The sequence below is a fragment of the Streptomyces sp. R302 genome (assembly GCF_012927245.1).
GTDB lineage: Bacteria > Actinomycetota > Actinomycetes > Streptomycetales > Streptomycetaceae > Streptomyces.
In genome coordinates this window covers 1-19,361 of the sequence record NZ_JABBGE010000019.1, presented here as the reverse complement: position 1 = coordinate 19,361, position 19,361 = coordinate 1, and the positions used below count along the sequence as shown (strand labels likewise).

Here is a 19,361-nt window from a genome sequence, read left to right as displayed (position 1 = left end):
GGGTGCTCCTCCTCTTAGGCCACGACGTCGTTGGACTGGAGGCGGACGAACGCCTCGGCGAGCACGGGCATGCCGTCGGCTTCCATGCGGCCGATGAACCCGACCTGGTTGCTCTCCGCGTACAGCTCGTTGAGGCGCTGCACCTCGAACGCCAGGGCCTCGGCGATCCAGTAGTAGGAGAAGTCGCCGAGCATGCCGACGTAGTCGCCGTCGCCGAACGTGCTCGGGGCGAACTCCGACATGATGAACGGCAGGTCGAGGATCGTGTCGGGCTGGTCGGTGGCGAGGCCGGCGCGCCAGATGTAGTTGCCGTCGCCGTCCTTGAGCTTGCGCACCGAGGCGATGACCATGCGGTGGAACAGCCAGCGGGCGTTGGCATGGTATGCGCCCTTGAGCGTGTACTTGGCGGTGATCAGGTCGTCCGCGGCGTTGCCGTTGGCGACGTTGACGAGCCCGCTGCCGGACGTCGAGATGTCCAGGTCGCGCGAGGTCGGGATGCCGTCGGGCGAGGCGGTGAACAGGCCGAGCGGCTTCTTGTTGCCGTCGCCGGTCATGTACGCCTTCTCGGCCGTCACGCCGAACTTGTATTCCATCCGCTGACGGACGAGGACCTCCGGCGAGATGACGCTGGTGCGCATCAGCTTGCGGGAGACCTTGACCCGCTTGGCCAGCGGGTTAGGGGTCAGCTCGCGCTTGCCGAACCGCATCGCGTCGTCCTGGGCGCCGGTGGACAGCTCGGACGTCCAGTCGGCGTCGTTGAGGTCCTGGTCGAGGGTCGGCACGCCGAGGGATTCGGCCTGGGTGAGCCGCTGGACGGTGGCCAGGCGGCGCAGGGCGACCATGTCGTCCACGCCCTTGAGGAGGTCCTGGACGAACTGCTGCGGCGCGTTGAGGTAACCGCCCTCGGGGTCGTTGCCCGAGACGAGCGCGCGGGCCTGCCGCTCGGTGAGGACGGACCGGCCGCCGAGGAGGTAGGCACGCAGTGCTCCCATGGCCTCGTCGCCGCTCTTGCCGTCGGGGCCGTGGCCGCGCTCCAGGTCCTCGCGCTCGGCCTCGGCGCGCTCGTCGTCGGCGAGCTTCTCGGCGCGCTCGATGTGGCGGTCCACTCCGTCGCGCTCGTCCATCAGCTTGTCGAAGCTGACTTCCTCCTCGGGGGTCATGGAGCGCCCCGCCTCCTCGGCGGCCTTCATGATCGCTCGCGCGTCGGCGCCGAGCTTGGTGCGCTTGGCGCGCAGCTCTCGGATGTTGGGCATCAGGGGTCCTTCCTGTGGTGGGTGTGCCCCGCGCGGCTGCGCGGCGCGAGGGGTCAGATGCCGGCGAGCCGGAGCAGCCGGGCATGGTCGGCGGCAGGCGCGGCGCGCTCGTCGTCCTCGGCGGCGCCGTCGTCGGTTCCGCCGGCGGCGTCGAGGAGTTCCTGGAGCGCGTCCCGCGCCGCCTGGACGAGGCCCTTGTTCTTCTTGGACAGCACCGCGCCCGCGCGGGCCCCGGCGGCGTCGAGCTCGGCGAGCCGGGACAGGACGGCCTGGACCGTCTCGTCCGGGGCGTGGCGGACGTCGAGGCCGCGGACGAGGTCGAGGGCGCGGCCGGACTCGACGATCGCGTTGGGGTCCATCGGCAGCGGGACGGCGGAGACCTCGAACAGCTCCCACCCCTCGGGGACGCCGTCCTCGCCGATGTTCCAGACGTCGAACCCGATGCTGAAGGCGTTCATCATCCGGGCCCGGTACTTGCGCTCGACCTTGACGGCGAACTCGTCGTCCTGGTCGAACGTCAGGTCCATGCGCAGCTTGTCGCCGTCGATCCAGGTCTTGTCGGCCCGGCCGATCGGCAGGCCGTCGCGGCCCCAGTAGGAGTGTCCGTACCCCACGACCGGGTTGGACTCAAACCGCTCCAGGCGGGCACCGGCCATGGTCAGGTTGAGGCCGTCGCCCTTGCGGCCCTCGGTCGCGGCGATGATCGACAGCGGCTTGCCCGCCTCGTCGCCGTCCGCACGCTGGACGTAGGCGCGTGCGTAGTGACGCTGTGGCTTCACGTGCTCCTCTTCTCAGTCGACGACCGGCACGACCTGGCAGTCACAGCCGGGGTGGACGGGCGGGTGGAAGGTGTTGCGCTGGGCGGTGAGGGTCTCGCCCTCGTTCTCGCCCTCGACCTCGTCGCCCTTGGCGATGAACGGGGTCTCGATCTCCCGGACGGTGCCGTCGAGACGCTGGCAGTACGGGCAGTTCTTCGACCCGCGCGCGACCCACTGCACCTGCTGCACGCCAGCCTCTTTCCACGTCTCGCGGGCGGCGGCGTTCGGCAGCTGCGCGGACTCCCACCGCGCGGTCTGCGCGGGCCTCTCCTCCTGCCACTTCGTGAACCGCTCGACGACCGCCTCGGCGATGTCCTCCGGCGTGCCCTCGGTCTTGTCGACCACGGCCCGGATCTGCCCGTACGAGGAGGACACCTGGTAGGCGGCGTGGGAGCGGGCATAGGCGGCGGCCCACACGGTGAGGTCGACCGGCTCCTCGTAGGCGACCTCCTCGGCCGCGCTCTCCGCGACGTCGCCGGCGAACGCGGTCATCAGCGGCACCCACAGACCGGTGAGGCGGTCCATGATCGGGCCGTCGTCGGCGTACAGGGCGGACAGGGCGGCGAGGAACGCGGCGAGCGACCGGCGCCCGCGGCCGCGGGCGGGGCGGAGGTGCTCGTCGACCAGGGCGCCGAGCAGCTCGGCCTCGAGGTCGGCCACCTCCTGGTCGGACTCGGCGATCTTCCGGGCCCATGCCTCGGCGGTCGACTCGCGCACGGCAGCGCGGCCGGCGAGGAGGCGGGCCCAGCGTCCGGCCCGGGCGGCGGCCGCGGGCTCCAGGCCGGGCAGCGCCCGGTCCCGGGCCCGGCCGGCGGGCACCATGTTGAGCGGGACGAGGTAGTCGTCGCCGCCCTCGACCGGGTTCATGTTCTCCCTGTCCCTGACGTCGTTGGCGGACAGCCAGCCCCACTGCCGTCCGACGGCGTACGCCTGGTAGCGGGTGAGGGTGTCGCCCCGCAGGAGGGAGTCGACGAGGAACTCGGCGTAGTACTTCTTCCGCTCCTCGGGGAGCAGGAGCTGCGTGAGCACCGCCTGCTCCCAGCGGACGAGCCACACGTTCAGCGCGCTCGACACGTAGTCGAGCTGCTGCTGCTCGATGTTCGAGAACGTCGCCCGGTCGAGGTCGCCGACCTTGTGCGGCGGCAGGCGCAGCCACCGGGCCATCTCGGAGACCTGGAGCTTGCGGGTCTCCAGGAACTGCGCGGAGTCGTTGGGGACGCCGACCTGCTGGAAGGTGACGCCCTCCTCGAGGATGGCGACGCGGTGCGCGCGGTCGATGCCGCGGTGGATGTTCTCCCAGTCGTCGGCCATCCGACGCCGCGCCTCCGGGCTCAGGTTCCCGGGGTGCGAGAGCGCGCCGCCGGGCGCGGCCCCGTTGCTGAACACCTTGGCGCCGTGGTGCTCGGTGGCCAGGCCGAGGCCGATGGAGTTGGCGGCCAGCTCGACGACGGGGTAGCCGCGCACCCCGTCGTACCCGAGGCCGGCGATGTGCAGGACCTCGTGCGGCAGGAGCACGGTGTGGATCCCGTTGACGTCGTCGTCGTACCGGTAGCGGCGCTCGAACCGTCCGGCGCCGAGCCGCTTCACGCCGAGGGTGAGGCGGTCCGGGCGCAGGGGCCAGATCTCCTCGATCACCCCGGTACGGGGGTGGGTGACGACGTGCGCGACGCCGTCGCCCCAGGTGAGGGCATGGCCCATCAGCACTTCCTTGAGCCAGGCCGCGGACATCATGTCGTTGGGCTGGTCGTGCAGCAGGGAGTACAGCGGGTGCTCGGTGGCGCGCTCCTTGCCCCGCGGCTGCATCCGCTCGTACAGGAACAGCGGCAGTCCGGCGACGTCTTCGGACAGCACGCGCACGCCGGCGAAGAACGGGCTGTAGGTCAGGGCGGTGTCCTGGTCCACGCGGATGCCGGCGCTGTTGGTCGAGCCGCCGCGCATCCAGTCCTCCACCCACTTCTCCGGGGTGGCCAGCCCGGACAGGGCGCTGCGCAGGAATCCCACCTCAGGCCCCCCTCTGCTCGCGGGCCCGGGCCCGACGTTCGGCGGCGAGGGCGCCGCCGATGCCGAGGGCCAGGAGCGCAAGGCCGGCGGACGCGACGCCGAGCCAGGGGGCGAGCATGCCGAGGCCGGTGCCGAGCAGCACGATGCCGAGCAGCGCGAGGACGTCCCACAGGTCCGTCACGGCCACCTCCTTGAAGGGGTCAGAGGGCCATGCCCTGGGACTCGTAGATGGACGGGGCGGGCATGCCGCGCAGGCCGCCGTCGACGGCGAACAGGAGGGCGGGCATGCCGTCGATCCGCTTGCCGGTCCGGCCGCGGTCGGGCTTCACCGGGCGGATCCGGTCGGGGTCGTCGCGCGGACTCTTGCACTCCAGGTTGTCCGCCATCCAGCGGGCGACGGGGTTCCCGAAGTGGGCGTACTCCCGCGCCTTGAGGCCGCGCATGAACTCGCTCATCGGCGGGGTCATGCGGGTGAACGTCGTGTCGGACTCGATCATGGTGAGCCTGGTCCGCTTGACGATCGCCTGCCGGACGGGTTCACCGCACCACTTGTCGTACGTGACGTTGACGATCTTGTAGAGGTTGTGGTCGGTCTCGATGTCGTCGTAGATCGTGTCGTAGTCGATGGTGTCGCCCTCGGTGAGCGTCACCCAGCCGTCGTCGGCCCACTCGGAGAACGCGTTGTTCGTGTGCTCGTCGAGCAGCTTCCGTACCGACTCCGGCGCCCAGAACCGCCATAGGATCTCGCCGCTCGGGAAGTACAGCGCCCAGGCGGTGAGGTCGAGCTTCGAGGACAGGTCCAGGCCGCCCCAGCAGCGTTGCCCCTCGAGGCGGCCGGCGATCCAGCCGGGGCTCGGCGCGATCTCGCGGGCGTTCATGTCCCACAGGTCCATGGCGATCCAGCGCGAGACCTCGCTCACGCGCTGGTTGAGGCGGAACTGCCGGAAGCTGTTCTCGGCCTTGCGGTCGCCCTTGGCCTCGTGCGCCTCGTCGCGCAGGGACTGGAGCGCGAGGAAGGTGCCGAGCGCGGGGTTCGGCCAGGCCCAGTTCGCCTCGTCCCACGGGTCGAGGGACACCGGCAGATCGGCCCGGCCGGGGAACAGCCGGTGCAGCCGCTCCAGTTCGTCGGGCGTGCGCGGCATCTTGCGCACGTACACGAAGTGGTGCGCCGCCCGGGACGGGTCCTCCATGACCCGGTCGGCCTCGTCGATGAAGTCGGCGCCGAAGCTGTACTGCTGGCTGGTCTCGGTGGTGATCGCCAGCATGAGCGGCTGCGTGCGCGCGCCCGCGCCGGTCCGCATCGCCACCCAGAGCCGGTCGTCCGGCTGGCTCAGAACCTCGTCGAGGATGAAGCAGTGCGGGCTGTGGCCGAGCTCGTTGTCGGCGTCGGAGGCGATGACCTCGTAGTGACTGCCGGTCTGCTCGTCGACCAGCCGCATGGCGGCCTTCACGTGCGTGAGCCGCTTGGCCAGGATCGGCGAGCGGCGCTGCATCTTCACGCACGGCTCGAAGACCTTGCCGGCCTGCCGCTTGATGGCGGCCGCGCCGTAGACCTCGGCGGACTCCTCGCCGTCGCCGCACAGCATGTACAGCGCGATGCCGGAGAGCAGCGCGGACTTGCCGTTCTTGCGGGCCATGACGATGGTGGCGCGCGAGTACCGGCGGACGTACCGGCCCCACTGCTCCGACCAGACCACCTCGCCGAACAGCGGCCGGATGATCTCGTGTTCCTGCCACGGGGCCAGGACGAAGCGGGTGCCCGCGAGCGCGCCGGCGGGGTGGACGAGCAGCTCGGCGAAGAACTTGACGACCCGGTCGGCGCGCGGCTCGCAGTGGTGCGTGCCCGAGCTGGTACACGTCTTGCCGTCGAGGGTGTACCCGCAGACCGGGCCCTTGCGGCTGCGCGGTCGCCACCAGGTGCGCGGGTTGAACTGGGGCTGCTTGGCCCGGCCGCGCGGGCGGGTGCTCGTCTTGCTGCGGGCCGGACGTCGTGTCGTGGTCCCGGCGGCCATGGCACCCCCCGTACGGTCAGGACAGCAGTCGCTCGGCGCCTCCCGGGGTGTCCTCGCCGCCGATCTTGAGCTGTGCCCGGTCGCTCGGCGTCAGACCGAAGCGGGCGCCGTACCGCTGGACCTGGGCGTCGGCGGCGTCGAGCGCCAGCAGCCACGCGTTCTTGCCCATGCGCACGCCGGTCTGGTCGCCGTTCTTGTTGAAGACGGGGTGCTCGACGACGGCGCCCTCGACGGCGACGTGCTCGGCGGCCTCCCGGCGGCGGGCGACAGCGTCGCACCAGTTCGCGTACGCCTCGACGTCCCACGCGGTCAGCACGCCCTTGACGGTGAGCTGGCCGACGAGGGTGTCCCAGACCTCGAGGGCGGCCGCGCTCAGCCAGGCCGGCGGCTCGATATCGGCGGCGTCGGGCCGCGGCTCGTCGCTGTTGATCCGGTCCTTCCGGTCGCCGTGCAGCACGCGCAGGGCGGTCGGCTTGGGCGCGGGTCCACGCCTCCCCATGATCACCTCCGGTCGCGGTTCCAGTGACGGTGTGTTACGGCGGGTGGCCCGGTACGGCGGATCCCGTTACCTGGCAAGGCGCTGATGGGCTCCCCCCCGCGTTCCGCGGGTCCCCGGGCCAGGGATTCGAGGCCCCCTCCCCCTGACGCTCAGTAGCGGGGGCCGGCCGCCCAGCCTCCGGGCTGGTGCTTGGCGGTCTCCTTCGAGTGGCACGACGCGCACAGGCCGCGACCTCGGCGCGGGTCGTGCTCGTCCAGTCCGCGCGCCCGCAGGTCCCGCTTGGACAGCGGCCAGTGGTCGGCCTGGGTGGCCTCGGCCGTACGGCACACGACGCACACGCGGTCGCGTTCCAGGACGCCCGCGCGGAACCGGCGTTCGTGCTCGCGTCCGTAGCCCTGAGCGGAGGCCGAGCGGCGAGGCCGGCGCTTGTCGTGCGCGGCGCACTTGGACGCGGGAGGGGGCGCCATCTCGGGGCACCCGGGGGTGGTGCAGCGGCGCGGGGCGCGGCTCGGCATGGGACCTCCTGACGTCACGACGGCTGTACTGCGAGGTGCTCCCGGTAGAGGCGCATGGCGGTTTCTCGGTCTGTCCAGTCGGTGTCGAGGCCGCAGCAGCACCAGACGCGCCAGGTGCCGTCGGTGGTGTACTGCACCCAGCCCGGGTCCGTCGTCACGTCCAGGGGACGTGTGCCCTGTTCCCAGCTGATGTGGTGCACGCCGGCCTCAGCGCAGGCGGCATGGTCCAGGAGCGGGGCAGCGTCGTTGCTCGGCATGGTCAACCTCTCTCACCTCGGTAGACGTGCACGCTGGTGACCCCGCTGACCACGCAGATGGTGACGCCGGGGAACTCGCTCATCAACGCTTCCTTGACTCTCTCGGTCTGCCACATGGCGTATCCGTGCGGGACGTGCACGAGGAGCCTGTCGCCGGGCCTGATGACGGCCAGCTCGCCTGTGAGGCGCAGCCGGGGCCTACGGAAGCGTTTCAGCACGGCCTACCCCTTCCTGTTGACCATCAGGTGCTTGACCAGGTCGAGGGCCTGGGCCTCGGTGAAGCCTGCGCGCACGAAGCTCTGGTAGAGCTCGTGGATCTGGATCGCTGCGGTGGCGGCCGTCGTGAAGGGAGACACGGGGTCGGACTCGGGCATGGAGGCCTCCGGGTATGGTTCGGCCCGTCCTCGCCTGGGGGCAGGCGAGGACGGGCCGGTCTGGTCAGTTGCAGTCGTCGTAGAGGGCGTAGTCGCTGCCTTCGCAGAGGCTGCTGGTGTAGCCGGGATCCCTGAGGGTGGGCCGGGTCGGTGAGGTGGGGGCGGGCTTCTCATCGTCCCCGCCGACGCAGCTGCCGAGGATGACCAGGAACAGCACCAGGAAGAGCGCGGATGCGCAGCAGGGGTACGTCTGCTGCGGCTGTTGGGCCATGGCTCAGAAGTCGGGGCAGAGGTGCGTGTGCACGGCCTTGTTGATCGCCTTGCCGGTGCCGGGCGTGGCGATGTCGGGGAGGCGGGTGTCGACGGTGAACCGCTCCAGCGCAGTCTGCGCGAGCTTGACCTCGTCCTTGGTGGTCTTGATGCTGCTGCACTGGTTGATGCCGCGGCTCACGGCCTGGTCTTCCTTGCCGGGCTTGATGATGCGCGGGTCGATCGCGTTGAGCGCGTCGAGGAAGGCTGTACGGGTCTTGGCGTTGGGCTCGGGCGGGAGGCCGGCGGCGGATCGGGCGGAGGCCTTGGCGTCGGGGCTGAGGGTGGCCGGTGCGGTGGTGGGCTTGCCCTGGACGGGGGCGGCGGGGTCCGGTTCGGGTGTGGTGCCGCAAGCGGTGAGGACGAGTCCGAGGAGGACGGTGGCTGCGAGGTTGGTCTTGATACGCATCGCATCAGCCTGCCGCCGTTGTGCACAGCCTGTGGAGGGTGTGACCTAGTTGTGATCGCCAGGGCTACCGGGTCTTCTCGGGGATGCCGACCAGTCGTAGGGCGCGGCGGCGGGTTGCTACTTCGGCGCGGGCGACGTCGGCGTGGGCGTAGAGGGGGCGGCCCTTGGTGTCGAGGCCGACGGGGTCGAGGTGCCCGCGGGTGGCCCAGGAGCGGATGGTGGTGGGGGTGACGGCGGCGGCGCCGGCGGAGAGGAGGCGGCGCCAGTTGGTGGCGGCCTCGGCGGCCTGGGCGGTGGTGTAGAGCGTGCCCACGGTCACCTCCAGGAACGGCAACGGCCCCCGCGGTGTCGACGGGGGCCGTGGTGTGGTCTGCGCGCACGTGTGGCGTTGGCATCAGTGTTGCGCTAAGTAGCGATCATGTCCAGTCGGTTGCGACGGAGGGGCACGTAGGGCCCGTACTGGGTGCCGACGATGGCAGGGTCCACGGTGGGCGGGTACAGGCCGCGCTCCCATGCCGTGAGGTAGGCCCGGGCCATGGTCCACACCGCCCCGGCGATTGCGGCCTCGGGGGTGACGCCGTTGCGTGTGAGGGTGGCCAGGTCCCGCAGCAGGGTGGAGCTGGCGGGCACGGTGAGACACGGCGCAGCCGAGGACGTGCTCGGCGCGGGGCGCGCCTCGGCGGCGTGCGACGTGTCGCGGGCGGGCGCGGCGTCGGTGGTGGGGTCGGTGCGACGGTGTCGCAGGGGCTGCGGCCTGCGCAGACGTGCGGGGCGGGCGCGGCGGTGCAGACGTCGGCGGGCCTGGCGGTCGGCGGTTCGGGCGGCTGCGGCCGTCGCGGCGGCCTCGATGCCCGCGAGGTCGCGGGCGATGGTGTCCTTGCTGGCGCCGACCTGTTCGGCGATGACGCGGAGGGAGTGGCCGGCGGCGTGCAGTCGCGCGACTGTCGCGCGACGGGCGGCGATGGCGGTCATGATGCCTTCCGGGTGGGGTCGTGGGCGAGGAGGAGGATGGCGGTGCGGGCGAGGCCGGGCATGACCGCGGCGCGGTGCGCCTGGTACTCGTCGGGGGTGAGCAGCAGTCCGCATGTCTCGCAGTCGATGTACTGCTGCCAGTCGGTGTGACCGAGCGCGAACGCCTCGCAGGACGGACAGGGCGCGTCCATCGGCCGGCGGCGCGGTTCGGTGCTCGTGATTGCCCGGATGCGGCGTATGAGCTCGGCGAGCTCGCGGTGGAACTCGGCGGCCCACGGGGCGCGGGCGATGTGGGCGAGGTGGCGGGTGAGGTAGTCGGTGTAGGGCGCGCGGGGGTTGATGGTCGGGAGGCGGTGGCCGAGGTCGTCGGCGAGCTGCTCGGCCCAGGCGTACAGGACGGCGTGCACGGGCATGGGGCCGTTCTGGTCGCGGACGGTGCCGAGTGCCCTGCTGGTGACGGTGCCGGACGATGCGGCCGGGCCGAGGAGGTTGAGTACGTCGGCGCGGACGGGGAGCGGGGAGTGGGCGCGGCCGGCGCCGCCGTAGCCCTGGGCGGGGCGGGTGCCGAGCTCCAGGGACGCCTCCAGGAGCACGACCTGGCGGGGAATCTCGGCGAGCCAACCGAGCAGCTGGGCCTCGCACCGGGCGCAGGCCGTACGGGAGCGCTCGGTGGCGTGGGTGCAGATCAGGCAGACGGCCACAGAACCTCCTGCGCAGCATCGAATGCGGCCCACAGGGTGTGCCCGCACTTCTTGGTGGCGGGGTCGTCGTTGTACGTCCACTCGACGGCGAGCTTGCCGACCTGTGCCAGGACCTCGATGGCGGCGGCCGCGCGGCGGCGTGCGGAACGGTGGGCGAGGCCGCGCCGGCGGTGCTCGACAGCGAGGCGGCGGGCGGCGGCGGGAAGGTCGGCGTACGTGGGTGCGCCGACGGCCCGGGTCGCGGTGATGAGGATGCGGGCGAGGCGGTCGCGCTGCCAAGCGGCCCGGCCGGTGGCGGCGCGCTCGGCGCGGACGGCGGCGCTGAGCAGGGCGACCTCGGCGGTGGTGAGCGGTTTGGTGTGGCCGAGGGCGGCGCGGTCGAGGCGACCGAGGAGGATGTCGGCCTCGGCGCGGTGTCGGGCGAGGGCGGGTGAGACCTGCTCGGCCTCGGCGTGCCGGAAGGCGGTGCGGGTGGTCACTGGCCAGTCTCCGAAGTGGTCTGGGCGGCGAGCGCGCGGCGGGCGGCGGCGACGGCGGTGCGGGCGTCGGGCCAGCAGAAGAGCCGGCCGACGGACAGGGCGCTGACGGCCTCCTGCCATCCCTCGGTCGTCCAGGCCCGGCCCCCGCCGTACGCGGTGGTGCTCACGGCCCACCCGACCCCGCTGGTCGGGGACTGGCGGCGGACCAGGAGGACGACCCCGCCGGCCTCGGGCACGGGCACGCGGTACTCCGTGACGTGCGCGGTCAGGTCGGCGCTGTCCGGTTCGGTGGCCGGGCGCTGCTGACGGGGCGGGCAGCCGTCGGCGTGGTGGTCGAAGCGGGACGGGCACCCGCACGGCCGTACGGCCTCGGGGGCCGGCGGGGTGTGGTGGACGTGGCAGGGGTCGCCGCCGGTGATGAGGTCGTGGACGCGTTCGCCGGGGCGGCCGGCCAGGTGGTCGGCGATGGAGTGCAGGACCCGGGCGGTGCCCGCCTCGTCGAAGCGGCTGTCCAGCTGAACGGTGCCGTCGAGGGTGACGGCGAGGAGGAGGCGGTGGGTGCGCATCGAGACGACGTCGATGCGGTCGGGGGTGTCCATGGGGCTGCTCCTGGAGGTCAGGTGGCGTGCGGGGTGCCGAGGGCGGCGGGCAGGGGGAGGAGGGCGTACTGGTAGGCGCGGGCGACGGCGATGCAGCGGGACGAGCGGTCCGAGGTGCCGGGGGCGATGCCGAGGAGGCCGTACAGGTGGCGCAGTAGGCGGCTGACGGTGGTGCGGGGGACGTCGAGGGCCTGGGCGATCCGGGTGTTGTCGAGGCCGTTGGCGAGGAGGCCGAGCAGCTGCTGCTCGTCCTCGGTGAGGGTGGGGCGGCCGTGGGCGTCGGTGCGGGGGGCCAGGACGGTGGAGCGGCGGGGTGGGTGGGGCCTGTCCGCGGTGATGGCCCACCCCTCGGCGGTGAGGGCCTCAACGGCGGCGGCCCCGAGGCCGGTGGCCTCTCCGGTGGTGATCCGGTGGCCGAGGCGGGTCAGGGCCTGGGCGGCCACGACGGCGGCGACGGCCGGGGCGATGGGAGCGCGGCGGGTCATCGCGTCCACCCCCGCCAGGGAGCCGGGCGGGTGCCGGCGCGCTCACGGTCGCGGCGGGGCGCGGTCCGGCGCGGCTGGGGCCGGGGGCAGGTGGCGACGTGCGGCATGGCCTGCCACTCGGCGCCCTCCAGGGACGGGCGCTCGGTGGTGAGGGTGCGGACGCGCAGGCGGCCGGTGCCGTCGGTGTAGACGGCCGTGTTGCCGGTGGGGTCGGGGTCGGCGTTGACGGCCTGGCGGCGGCCGGCGGCGGTGACGGCCCAGCGGATGGGCGCGCCGCAGGACGGGCACGGGGCTGTGCCGGTCGGGGAAGCGGGCATGGACGGGTCTCCGGGGTGGTGGTGGGTACGGCGGTCAGCCGGTGCCGGTGGCGCGCTCGCGGGCGGCGGCGTCGAGGCAGTCGGGGCAGCGGCCGGGGGCGGCGGCCCGGTAGTCGCGGCCGCAGTCGCACAGGCGCAGCGGCGCGAACGGGTCCACCGGGGGCTGAGGGCCCTGAGGGGACTGTGTGGCGCCCCTGGGGCCGGGGAGGCTCCCGGCGGGCACGGAGATCATGAACGCGCCCTGTACGGGCCCTGCGGCGGGCTGAGCGGCCTTCTGGGCGCGGCGCTCGCAGCCGGTGCACAGGAGCCGGTCGGGCCGGATGACCGGCTGGCCGCAGCCACCGCCGCAGCGGCGGTGCTTCTCCTGCTGCTGGGGGCTCGTCTTCTCGCTCGCGCGCCCGTGCGCGTCCTGTGGCTGAGGTACTACCTCAGCCATCTCATGGGGTAGTTCATGGGTACTTCCTGGGTGGTCGGGGCACTGTCCCCCGACCCCCTCGGGGCACTGTCCCCCGACCTGGGTAGGGGCACGGTCCCCCGACCCCTCCTCGGCCGACCTCGGGGCACTGTCCCCCGAGGTGTCCCCCTCGGAGGTCGGGGCACTGTCCCCCGAGGTCTCCTCGAGGGAGGTGGGGACACTGTCCCCCGAGCTCTGGGCGGCCGCGGCGGCCTTGCGGGCGAGGGCCCGGGCCTCGCGCTGCTCCTTCTTCCTCTGCTGGGCGATCCACACCAGGCCGGCGGCGCGCTCCCAGTCCGGCGAGGGGCACAGGACCAGGGAGTACATGACCGCGCGGCCCCGCTTTCCTCCTGTCCCGTGGCCGTCGTCGACGACGGCCACGACGCCGGCGGCGCCGGCGGCCTGCAGGTAGTCCCGTACGTCCTTCTGGTCGCTGCGGCACGCCCTGGCGATCTGCTGGATGGTGATCGCCTTGCCGTCGCGCTCGTAGCGCAGGCGGCCGTCGGCGGACGCCAGGGTGCGCAGGGCGTACAGCATCGTGAGGAAGGGGCCGGTGAGCAGGCGGGGCATCTGCGGGGCCCACTGGCGGGCGAGCATGTTGCCGTAGGCGTGCGCAACGCTGCCGCCGGTCCGCTGCTGCTCGTCGTCCACGGGGGTGCCTCTCTCAAGGGTGGTGCGGGTACGGGGCCGGGCGGGCCGGGGCGCGGGACCCCGGCCGGGGGCCGTCAGGAGGGGCGCGGCTTGACGAGGCGGCGCATGATCGCGGCGGGGATGGTCAGCCGCACCTCGGCGACGCCCCACCGGTCGCGGCGGGAGGACCGGGCCAGCCAGCCGCGCTGTTCGAGGATGTTGAGGGAGACGACGACCTGGCCGTGCGTGATGCGGGTGGCCTCGGCGAGCTGGCCGACGGACACCTGCGGGGCCGCGAGGGCGCCGGTGGCCCAGTCGGCGCCGGCCGCGAGCGTGAGGGCGACGAGCTTGGTGGTCGGGATCATCCGGGAGCCGAGCACCCCCCGCTCCCACAGGGCACGGAACGGCCCGTCGCGGAGGGGGTCGTGGGGGGCCGGGGCGATCAGGGCGCGGGCGCTGCGGGCGTAGATGTCAGCGGGCGTCGGGACGGTACTCACGGGTGCTCCAGGTCGGAAGTCGGGCCGTTAGTAGGGGAGTTGTGGTGGATGTACGCGCCGGGGGGCCAGCCGGGCCCGGGCGGCGGCTCGGGACGGCCGGCCTCGGCAGCGGGGGTGTGGCGGTCGCAGCACCACCCGGTGCGGTAGAGGCGGGCGCGGAGGAGGCCGTGGGAACCGACGCGGTCGCACGGCGGCGGCCGGCGACCTCGGGTCACGGCGCGGGGGCCGGGCGGCGGGCGGCGCAGTTGCTGCACGCCACGTAGTTCGGGCCCGCCGGGTAATGCGGGGTCTGGAGGTGTCCGCACTTGGGGGTGTCGCACTCCACCCAGACGTACGGGCGGAGGGCCGGAAGCTCGGGGGGAACGACCGGCGGCCGGGGCCTCCTCGGGCGCCGCCGCCGGGAGCTGACGAGGGCCCGGGCCGCGCGGGTGGCCGCGGCCGCGCCGCACACGGCGGCCACGGCCACGGTCACGGCCCCGATCCCCAGTAGGAGGAGGATGCCGAGGGCGAGGGCGTCACGCACGGCGGTCACCGAGCGCACGGACCTCGGCCAGGGCCTGGCCGTACGCGGCGCACGGGCCGGGGCAGTACCAGCGGGCGGGCTCGCGGGAGTCGGGCCACTCCACCTGGACCATGCAGGCGGCCGGCTGCGGTACGGAGCCGTGAGCGCCGCAGCCGTCCACCGAGCAGTCCCGGCCGGTCGGCACCTCCCGCCCCGGGACCGGGACCCCCACGGCGCCCTGATTCCAGGCCCGCTGCACGGCCGAGGCGCCCGAGGCCGCCCGTACGCGTGCCTTGCGCTCACGCTCACGGGCGGAGTTCGCGGCCCGGCACGCCGTGCACGGCCGGACGCCCCGCCGCAGGTGCTGCCCGTAGCCGCGGTGCGTGCCGTGGTCGATGGTGTCGTTCGGCGCGGTCGTCATTCGCCCGCCTCCGGGCCGTCCGCGCCAGCGGCGCACCCCGTGGCGCACGCGAGGACCGGCTCACCGCTCGTGTACCTCGCGCCGGACGGGTCGGGCGCCAGAGGCCCGCGCGTGGAGCCGCATGCCTCACACGCGGACCGGGGCACCGGCTCGGCGACGAGGGCGGAGGCGGTACTCACCTGCGCCTCGTCGACGGCCTGGTCGAGGGTCCGGTAGGTAACCGGGCGCGCGGTGGCCCGGCGGCGCAGGTAGTCGGCCTCCCACCCCAGGCCGTTGATGGCCTTGCCCGCGAGGACGTCGCCGACGATGCCTCGCACCAGCTGGATCCGCTCGTCGACAAGGAACCGGTGCGCGGACTCGTCGGCGCGGTCGAGAGCCGGATCCGGTACGTCAAGGACGTCGGCGATCGCGGCCAGCAGGTTACGGACGGAGCCGCTGAGGTCGCTCATCGCGGCCGCTCCCGTCGCCACTCGATCGTCATGTACCGGGAGCCGTCACGGGTCGGGCTGATAGCCACCTGGACGTTGATGCCGGTCGGCATGACGAGGCCGGGCATGTGGACCCACTCCAGGTACTCGGTGCCCCGGGGCAGCTCGCCGGACAGGCCGTCCGGGAGCCAGCCGCCCAGCTGCCGGTAGAAGTGGCCGTAGTAGTCGGGCTCCAGGTCACGGACCGTGGGACCGATCAGCCGGAGGGACCCCCAGACGCCGAACCGGACCTCGGCGGTGCGGGCGGTGTGCGGGGCGAGGGTGGACTCGCCGCCGACGGCGGTGTCCTTCCCCCGCTCGACACCGAGCCGGGCGAGCAGCTCGGCGCGCTCGGCGAGCAGGTCCTGGACGTCGCGGTCCAGCTGCTCAGTGCTGCGGTAGGAGTTGCGGCCGGCGCAGATCTCCGCGAAGCGGTCGGCGGTCAGCATCAGCTCTCACCGCCCGGGCGGCGGGCACCGCGGGTGAGGAGGGCGCGGAGGCCGAGGCCACCGAGAACCCAGGCCAGGGCGGCGACGGCGGCGATGGCGGGGTACGTCATGCGGCGGCCCCCCTGTCGGTCACCGGAGTGAGCGGGCCGCCGGTGAGCTCCGCGAGCAGCGTCTCGCGCTCACGGACCCACATCGGGCAGGTCGCGATGTCGACGCCGTCGAGGACGTACAGCTGCTCACCGCTGCTCGTCTGACCGGCGGTGCGCCACAGGGTCCCGTCCGCAGCGCGGCGCAGGGTCCCATCGGGGATGTCGGGGGTGGGGTCGGTACCGTGTTCCACGGCGGTCTCTCTCTTCCTGAGCGGGTAGGGGTGTCGCTGGGGGGTCGCGTGGGCCGGGCAAGGGCCCAGCGGCCCCGTTTGCTTCAGGCGGCGCGGCGGCGCGGGGTGCGCGGCGTCAACTGGGCGACGGGGGCGGTGCTGTCGGCGTAGTAGGGCCGGGCCGTCGAGCGGGTGGATCGGGGCAGGGCCGGTGTGGCCACGGGCTGCTCGACAGCGGTGAGGATCTCGGCGTACTGCGCCGTGGTGAACCGCCAGGCGCCGGCGGGCTTGGATGCGGGAATCAGGCGCCGGCGCGCTTGGTCCTTGACCCACCAGACCGAGACGCCGAGCGCTTCGGCGACTTCCTCGGGCGTGTGGAGGCGGGGAAGCGCGCTCATCAGACGGCCCTCGATCGGATGGCGCGGGGCTCCCCCTGGCGGGCGTAGCGCTTTACAGCGGCGAGGTCGGCGACGACGCGGCCGCCGATGCGCCAGGTTCGCGGGCCGCGCCCCTGGCACCGCCACTTCCGGACGGTGCCGGGGGTGACGCCGAGCAGGGTGGCGATACCGGGGCCGGCGGCGGTGTCTCCGATGTAGATCAGGCCGGGTGGTGGGCTCGAACGGGCCATGACTCCTCCTTCACCACTTCATGAATCTCGACTGGAGACGATTTGATCTGTTCTGGAGTCGCCGAGGGTGCGAAAAGCACCAGGACGGCGACCCCGAGGGCGGCGGCGATGTCGTGCGCCGCCTGCACGTCACAGGAATCCGTATGCCCGGTCAGAAGGTGACCGATGGTCGCGCGGGGGACGCCCGAGCTGTCTGCCAGGGCTCTCACGCTGTACGGGGCTCCTCGCCCGGGGTGCTCCATGACGAACCGGAGCGCGTCACGGGAGCGGAGCTGATACCGGGTCACGCGTCTACCAATCGGGCCGATGCGGCTACGAACAGGAACACCTTCGCACACTTAGAGACGGATCGTCTACAGATTCGAACGTCCGGATGCGGTCGTGCCGCGAATCTGACCCCCGCGATACCGTTGGACGTAGACGATTCGTCTGCGAGCTGGGACGATCGGGCCGCCTGATCAGGAACAAAACGACGCAGTAGACGACACGCGTGAGACGCGCGAGGTCGGACCGGAGAGGCTCGGACGATGACAGCGAGGCGCACAGAGCGCGGACAGGACCCGACGACCGACATCCCGGACCGGCTGGCTCGCGACATCGATCGTGACGATCTGAGCCGTCTGGTCCGCGAGGTCAACGACGGTGGAGTCTCGTATCAGGACATGGCTGACCGGGCTGCGGCCGCCGGCCACAAAGTGTCCAAGCCGTACATGCAGAAGATCGCCGCCAACAACGTCACGACGGCGCCGAGCGACACGCGCTTGGAGGCGATCGCGGCGGCCATCGGCCGGCCTGTTGCCCTGGTGAAGCGTGCCGCGGCTATCCAGTGGCTGGCGTACGACGCCACCGAGCTCAGCGGCTATGGCGACGACATCCGGATCATCGTGGCGCACCTTGCGGGCATGGACCGGCCTGACGTGCGGAAGTGGCGGGCGATGATCGAAGCCGCGGAGGCCGCCGAGGTCGAGGACGACTGATGATCCGATTTCGCCCGGCGCCGGTGCCGGCGCTCTTCCCCGTCACGATTCTGGAGTCGTCCGGCCGGATCACGGTCTACATCGACCTGAGCCTCAGCATCGCGGAGGCCATGGCCGCGCTCAACCGGGCCATGGAGGAGTACCTCGCCACCGGCGGACTCGTCCAGCTCCACCGAGGAGAGGTCATCGCGCTCGGCCTGGCCGAGGTCGTACAGCAGGCGTCCGCCCGGCGCTGAGCCCGGGCGGCGAGGGAGGGGGCTCCATGGCGTACACGGAGAAGCGGGTCACCAAGAAGGATGGGACCTACTACCGCGGCCGCTACAAGGACGCCGACGGCAAGTACCCCGCCGTACGGGACGAACTCGGCGAGGTCATCAAGTTCCGCCTCGACCGGGAGGCCAAGCAGGCCGCCCAGGACGCGGAGGCCGCCGTCCGCGCGGCGGTCCGAGAGAAGAAGGCCCCGCCATCACCGGAAGTGGTGGTACCGCCCACGTTCGGGGAGTACGTCGCCCGATGGTGGGCCAGGCAGCAGGGGGAGCTAGCGGCATCGACCCTGGAGAACTACCTCGGTCACATCGAGTCCCACCTCCTCCCCCAGTTCGTCAACGTACCGATGCCCGACCTCGACGAGGATGCCGTCAGAGACTGGGAGGCCCAGGAGCGAGCGGCCGGATACTCAACGGGGAGCGTGCAGACGTACCGCAGCATCCTGCACTTGATCCTTGAGGACGCAATCGAGGACAGGGCGCACCCGGGCCCGAACCCCGCACGCCGTAAGCGTGGCCGCGGGCGGCGGTCCGGAAGGGTAGGGGGGCGCCGTAGAGGGCCTGAAAAGGCGTTCGTGAGCGCCCTGGGCGCCCTCCTCGTCGCCGAGCGGGCAGCGATCCTCAGCGGCCGCGACGACGAGTTCGTGATGACGGTCACCAAGGGCTTCACCGGAATGCGGTGGGGCGAGCTCACGGGCCTGGAACCGGAGTACGTACGGGACTCGGTGATCGTCGTCGAGCACCAGCTCTACCAGCTGGGGGACGGCACGCTCATCCGCTGCCCTCCGAAAGACGACAGCTACCGCACCATCGATCAGCCCCAGTTCCTTCGGGCCCTGCTCCGAGAGCATCTGGCCAGGACGCAGCCGGAGGCGTGCCCATGCCACGGCCGCAAGTACGTGTTCCGGTCCGGCTTCGGGGTTCCCGGCGAGAGGATCACCCGCGCGCAGGTAGCCGAGCTGGCCGGGGTCTCGGCCGGCACCGTGTCCCGAGTGGCCACGGGCGGGCAGGTGGCGGCGACCACTCGGGCTCGGGTGGAAGCCGCCCGCGCCCAGTTGGAGGCTGAGCGCAACACCGAGAGCAAGCCCCATTGGTGCCGGAAGGCGTTCCGGGCCAGCATTTTCGTGCCGGCGGCCTCCGGGTGGTACCCGAGGAGAGGGGCCGCCGATCCCGCACGACCCGTGTGCGTGGTCATGGAGTCCTGGCCCGGCCTCGTGGTGAAGGGCCGGTACTCGGCGGACCGGGCAGACGCCTGCTGGGCTCCGATCGAGGCGCGTCTGACGCCCCACGGCCTGCGGCACTCGCACAAGACGATGATGGAGGACCTCGGGACCCCCCGGGTGCTCATGGACGAGCGTATGGGGCATGAGGATGGGTCTGTGGCCGCCGGCTACTCGCACGTCACCGACTCCATGCGGCTGACCCTCATGGCCGGACTGACAGGCCTGTGGGAGGCCGCCCTGGACGCGCGGGCGGCCATGTGCCCAACCTCCCCGGTGGCTGTGCTGGATGGGCTACTTCGCGACCGCGCAGCGCAGCGCGGAACGAAGATCATCTCCCGAAATTCTCCCGAGAGGGAGGTACTTCGATCCCTGATTCCCATGCAGATAGCTAGTGACCTGCGGAAACTCCAGCAAGGCGAGTTGACACTCGCTTCCTACTTCATGAAGTCCCCGCCGGTCCAGTACTTCGACGACGAGGCCCTGGCCAACGTCGAGAAGTTCATCAAGGGCGAGGTCGAGCGCTGACCC

The 19,361-nt window shown here is 72.5% G+C and carries 30 protein-coding genes and 1 pseudogene; 3 read left to right on the top strand and 28 right to left on the bottom strand.

Going from position 1 to position 19,361, the window contains the following annotated elements:
- Positions 1-14: 14 nt before the first annotated feature.
- The 28 genes from HHL19_RS36360 to HHL19_RS36225 form a co-directional block, all read right to left on the bottom strand.
- The gene (locus tag HHL19_RS36360) at positions 15-1,253 is read right to left on the bottom strand and encodes a phage major capsid protein (RefSeq protein WP_169094704.1); all 1,239 of its coding nucleotides are present in this window, start codon (positions 1,251-1,253) and stop codon (positions 15-17) included.
- A gap of 53 nt (positions 1,254-1,306) precedes the next feature.
- Entirely contained in the window at positions 1,307-2,032 is a 726-nt protein-coding gene (locus HHL19_RS36355; RefSeq protein ID WP_169094703.1) for a hypothetical protein, read from the bottom strand.
- A gap of 12 nt (positions 2,033-2,044) precedes the next feature.
- Entirely contained in the window at positions 2,045-4,072 is a 2,028-nt protein-coding gene (locus HHL19_RS36350; RefSeq protein WP_169094702.1) for a phage portal protein, read from the bottom strand.
- Between the two features lies 1 nt (position 4,073).
- Positions 4,074-4,253: a hypothetical protein gene (locus tag HHL19_RS36345; protein WP_169094701.1), complete on the bottom strand. Its 180-nt coding sequence runs from the start codon at positions 4,251-4,253 to the stop codon at positions 4,074-4,076.
- A 19-nt stretch (positions 4,254-4,272) separates the two neighbouring features.
- Positions 4,273-6,084 carry a terminase TerL endonuclease subunit gene (locus HHL19_RS36340; RefSeq protein WP_169094700.1) on the bottom strand — a complete coding sequence of 604 codons (1,812 nt, stop codon included), beginning with the start codon at positions 6,082-6,084 and terminating at the stop codon, positions 4,273-4,275.
- A gap of 16 nt (positions 6,085-6,100) precedes the next feature.
- Positions 6,101-6,583 carry a phage terminase small subunit P27 family gene (locus tag HHL19_RS36335; RefSeq protein WP_169094699.1) on the bottom strand — a complete coding sequence of 161 codons (483 nt, stop codon included), beginning with the start codon at positions 6,581-6,583 and terminating at the stop codon, positions 6,101-6,103.
- Positions 6,584-6,732: 149 nt separating this feature from the next.
- Positions 6,733-7,098: a holin gene (locus tag HHL19_RS36935; RefSeq protein ID WP_206325956.1), complete on the bottom strand. Its 366-nt coding sequence runs from the start codon at positions 7,096-7,098 to the stop codon at positions 6,733-6,735.
- A 14-nt stretch (positions 7,099-7,112) separates the two neighbouring features.
- On the bottom strand, positions 7,113-7,355 hold the full coding sequence (locus tag HHL19_RS36325) for a hypothetical protein (RefSeq protein ID WP_169094698.1): 243 nt from the start codon (positions 7,353-7,355) through the stop codon (positions 7,113-7,115).
- Between the two features lie 2 nt (positions 7,356-7,357).
- A complete protein-coding gene (locus HHL19_RS36320) occupies positions 7,358-7,573 on the bottom strand; it encodes a hypothetical protein (RefSeq protein ID WP_169094697.1) in 216 nt (71 codons plus the stop codon).
- A gap of 3 nt (positions 7,574-7,576) precedes the next feature.
- Positions 7,577-7,729 carry a hypothetical protein gene (locus tag HHL19_RS36315; protein WP_169094696.1) on the bottom strand — a complete coding sequence of 51 codons (153 nt, stop codon included), beginning with the start codon at positions 7,727-7,729 and terminating at the stop codon, positions 7,577-7,579.
- Between the two features lie 64 nt (positions 7,730-7,793).
- Positions 7,794-8,000: a hypothetical protein gene (locus HHL19_RS36310; RefSeq protein WP_169094695.1), complete on the bottom strand. Its 207-nt coding sequence runs from the start codon at positions 7,998-8,000 to the stop codon at positions 7,794-7,796.
- Positions 8,001-8,003: 3 nt separating this feature from the next.
- Positions 8,004-8,447, bottom strand: coding sequence for a hypothetical protein (locus HHL19_RS36305; protein WP_169094694.1), 444 nt, complete (start codon positions 8,445-8,447; stop codon positions 8,004-8,006).
- Positions 8,448-8,511: 64 nt separating this feature from the next.
- The gene (locus tag HHL19_RS36300) at positions 8,512-8,760 is read right to left on the bottom strand and encodes a MerR family transcriptional regulator (RefSeq protein ID WP_169094693.1); all 249 of its coding nucleotides are present in this window, start codon (positions 8,758-8,760) and stop codon (positions 8,512-8,514) included.
- 92 nt (positions 8,761-8,852) lie between these two features.
- Positions 8,853-9,419, bottom strand: a complete 567-nt coding sequence (locus tag HHL19_RS36295) for a helix-turn-helix domain-containing protein (RefSeq protein WP_169094692.1) — start codon at positions 9,417-9,419, stop codon at positions 8,853-8,855.
- Positions 9,416-10,120 carry a hypothetical protein gene (locus HHL19_RS36290; RefSeq protein ID WP_169094691.1) on the bottom strand — a complete coding sequence of 235 codons (705 nt, stop codon included), beginning with the start codon at positions 10,118-10,120 and terminating at the stop codon, positions 9,416-9,418. Before HHL19_RS36290 ends, HHL19_RS36295 begins: the two co-directional genes overlap by 4 nt.
- Complete coding sequence (locus HHL19_RS36285; RefSeq protein WP_169094690.1) at positions 10,105-10,599, bottom strand: hypothetical protein; 495 nt, start codon at positions 10,597-10,599, stop codon at positions 10,105-10,107. The genes HHL19_RS36290 and HHL19_RS36285 overlap by 16 nt, the downstream gene beginning before the upstream one ends.
- Positions 10,596-11,198, bottom strand: a complete 603-nt coding sequence (locus HHL19_RS36280; protein WP_169094689.1) for a hypothetical protein — start codon at positions 11,196-11,198, stop codon at positions 10,596-10,598. Before HHL19_RS36280 ends, HHL19_RS36285 begins: the two co-directional genes overlap by 4 nt.
- A gap of 17 nt (positions 11,199-11,215) precedes the next feature.
- Positions 11,216-11,683, bottom strand: a complete 468-nt coding sequence (locus HHL19_RS36275) for a LuxR C-terminal-related transcriptional regulator (RefSeq protein WP_169094688.1) — start codon at positions 11,681-11,683, stop codon at positions 11,216-11,218.
- A complete protein-coding gene (locus HHL19_RS36270) occupies positions 11,680-12,000 on the bottom strand; it encodes a hypothetical protein (RefSeq protein ID WP_169094687.1) in 321 nt (106 codons plus the stop codon). Before HHL19_RS36270 ends, HHL19_RS36275 begins: the two co-directional genes overlap by 4 nt.
- Positions 12,001-12,034: 34 nt before the next feature.
- Positions 12,035-13,105, bottom strand: a complete 1,071-nt coding sequence (locus HHL19_RS36265; protein WP_169094686.1) for a hypothetical protein — start codon at positions 13,103-13,105, stop codon at positions 12,035-12,037.
- A gap of 74 nt (positions 13,106-13,179) precedes the next feature.
- On the bottom strand, positions 13,180-13,581 hold the full coding sequence (locus tag HHL19_RS36260; RefSeq protein ID WP_169094685.1) for a helix-turn-helix domain-containing protein: 402 nt from the start codon (positions 13,579-13,581) through the stop codon (positions 13,180-13,182).
- Between the two features lie 211 nt (positions 13,582-13,792).
- Entirely contained in the window at positions 13,793-14,113 is a 321-nt protein-coding gene (locus tag HHL19_RS36255; protein ID WP_169094684.1) for a hypothetical protein, read from the bottom strand.
- Positions 14,097-14,504: a hypothetical protein gene (locus tag HHL19_RS36250; protein ID WP_169094678.1), complete on the bottom strand. Its 408-nt coding sequence runs from the start codon at positions 14,502-14,504 to the stop codon at positions 14,097-14,099. The genes HHL19_RS36255 and HHL19_RS36250 overlap by 17 nt, the downstream gene beginning before the upstream one ends.
- On the bottom strand, positions 14,501-14,953 hold the full coding sequence (locus HHL19_RS36245) for a hypothetical protein (RefSeq protein WP_169094683.1): 453 nt from the start codon (positions 14,951-14,953) through the stop codon (positions 14,501-14,503). The genes HHL19_RS36250 and HHL19_RS36245 overlap by 4 nt, the downstream gene beginning before the upstream one ends.
- The gene (locus HHL19_RS36240; RefSeq protein ID WP_169094682.1) at positions 14,950-15,420 is read right to left on the bottom strand and encodes a hypothetical protein; all 471 of its coding nucleotides are present in this window, start codon (positions 15,418-15,420) and stop codon (positions 14,950-14,952) included. Before HHL19_RS36240 ends, HHL19_RS36245 begins: the two co-directional genes overlap by 4 nt.
- A gap of 106 nt (positions 15,421-15,526) precedes the next feature.
- Positions 15,527-15,760, bottom strand: coding sequence for a hypothetical protein (locus HHL19_RS36235; RefSeq protein WP_169094681.1), 234 nt, complete (start codon positions 15,758-15,760; stop codon positions 15,527-15,529).
- Positions 15,761-15,843: 83 nt separating this feature from the next.
- Entirely contained in the window at positions 15,844-16,137 is a 294-nt protein-coding gene (locus HHL19_RS36230) for a helix-turn-helix domain-containing protein (protein ID WP_206325957.1), read from the bottom strand.
- Positions 16,137-16,367 (bottom strand): helix-turn-helix domain-containing protein, encoded by a 231-nt coding sequence (locus HHL19_RS36225; protein ID WP_169094677.1) that lies wholly within the window; start codon positions 16,365-16,367, stop codon positions 16,137-16,139. The genes HHL19_RS36230 and HHL19_RS36225 overlap by 1 nt, the downstream gene beginning before the upstream one ends.
- A 527-nt stretch (positions 16,368-16,894) precedes the next feature.
- Between HHL19_RS36225 and HHL19_RS36220 the strand changes: the two genes are divergently transcribed.
- From HHL19_RS36220 to HHL19_RS38650, 3 genes and pseudogenes are all read left to right on the top strand, one after another.
- Positions 16,895-17,344 (top strand): hypothetical protein, encoded by a 450-nt coding sequence (locus HHL19_RS36220; protein WP_169094680.1) that lies wholly within the window; start codon positions 16,895-16,897, stop codon positions 17,342-17,344.
- On the top strand, positions 17,344-17,580 hold the full coding sequence (locus HHL19_RS36215) for a hypothetical protein (protein ID WP_169094679.1): 237 nt from the start codon (positions 17,344-17,346) through the stop codon (positions 17,578-17,580). Before HHL19_RS36220 ends, HHL19_RS36215 begins: the two co-directional genes overlap by 1 nt.
- Before the next feature lie 26 nt (positions 17,581-17,606).
- Positions 17,607-17,981: pseudogene (locus tag HHL19_RS38650) on the top strand (hypothetical protein); the annotation flags it as partial.
- Between the last annotated feature and the right edge of the window lie 1,380 nt (positions 17,982-19,361).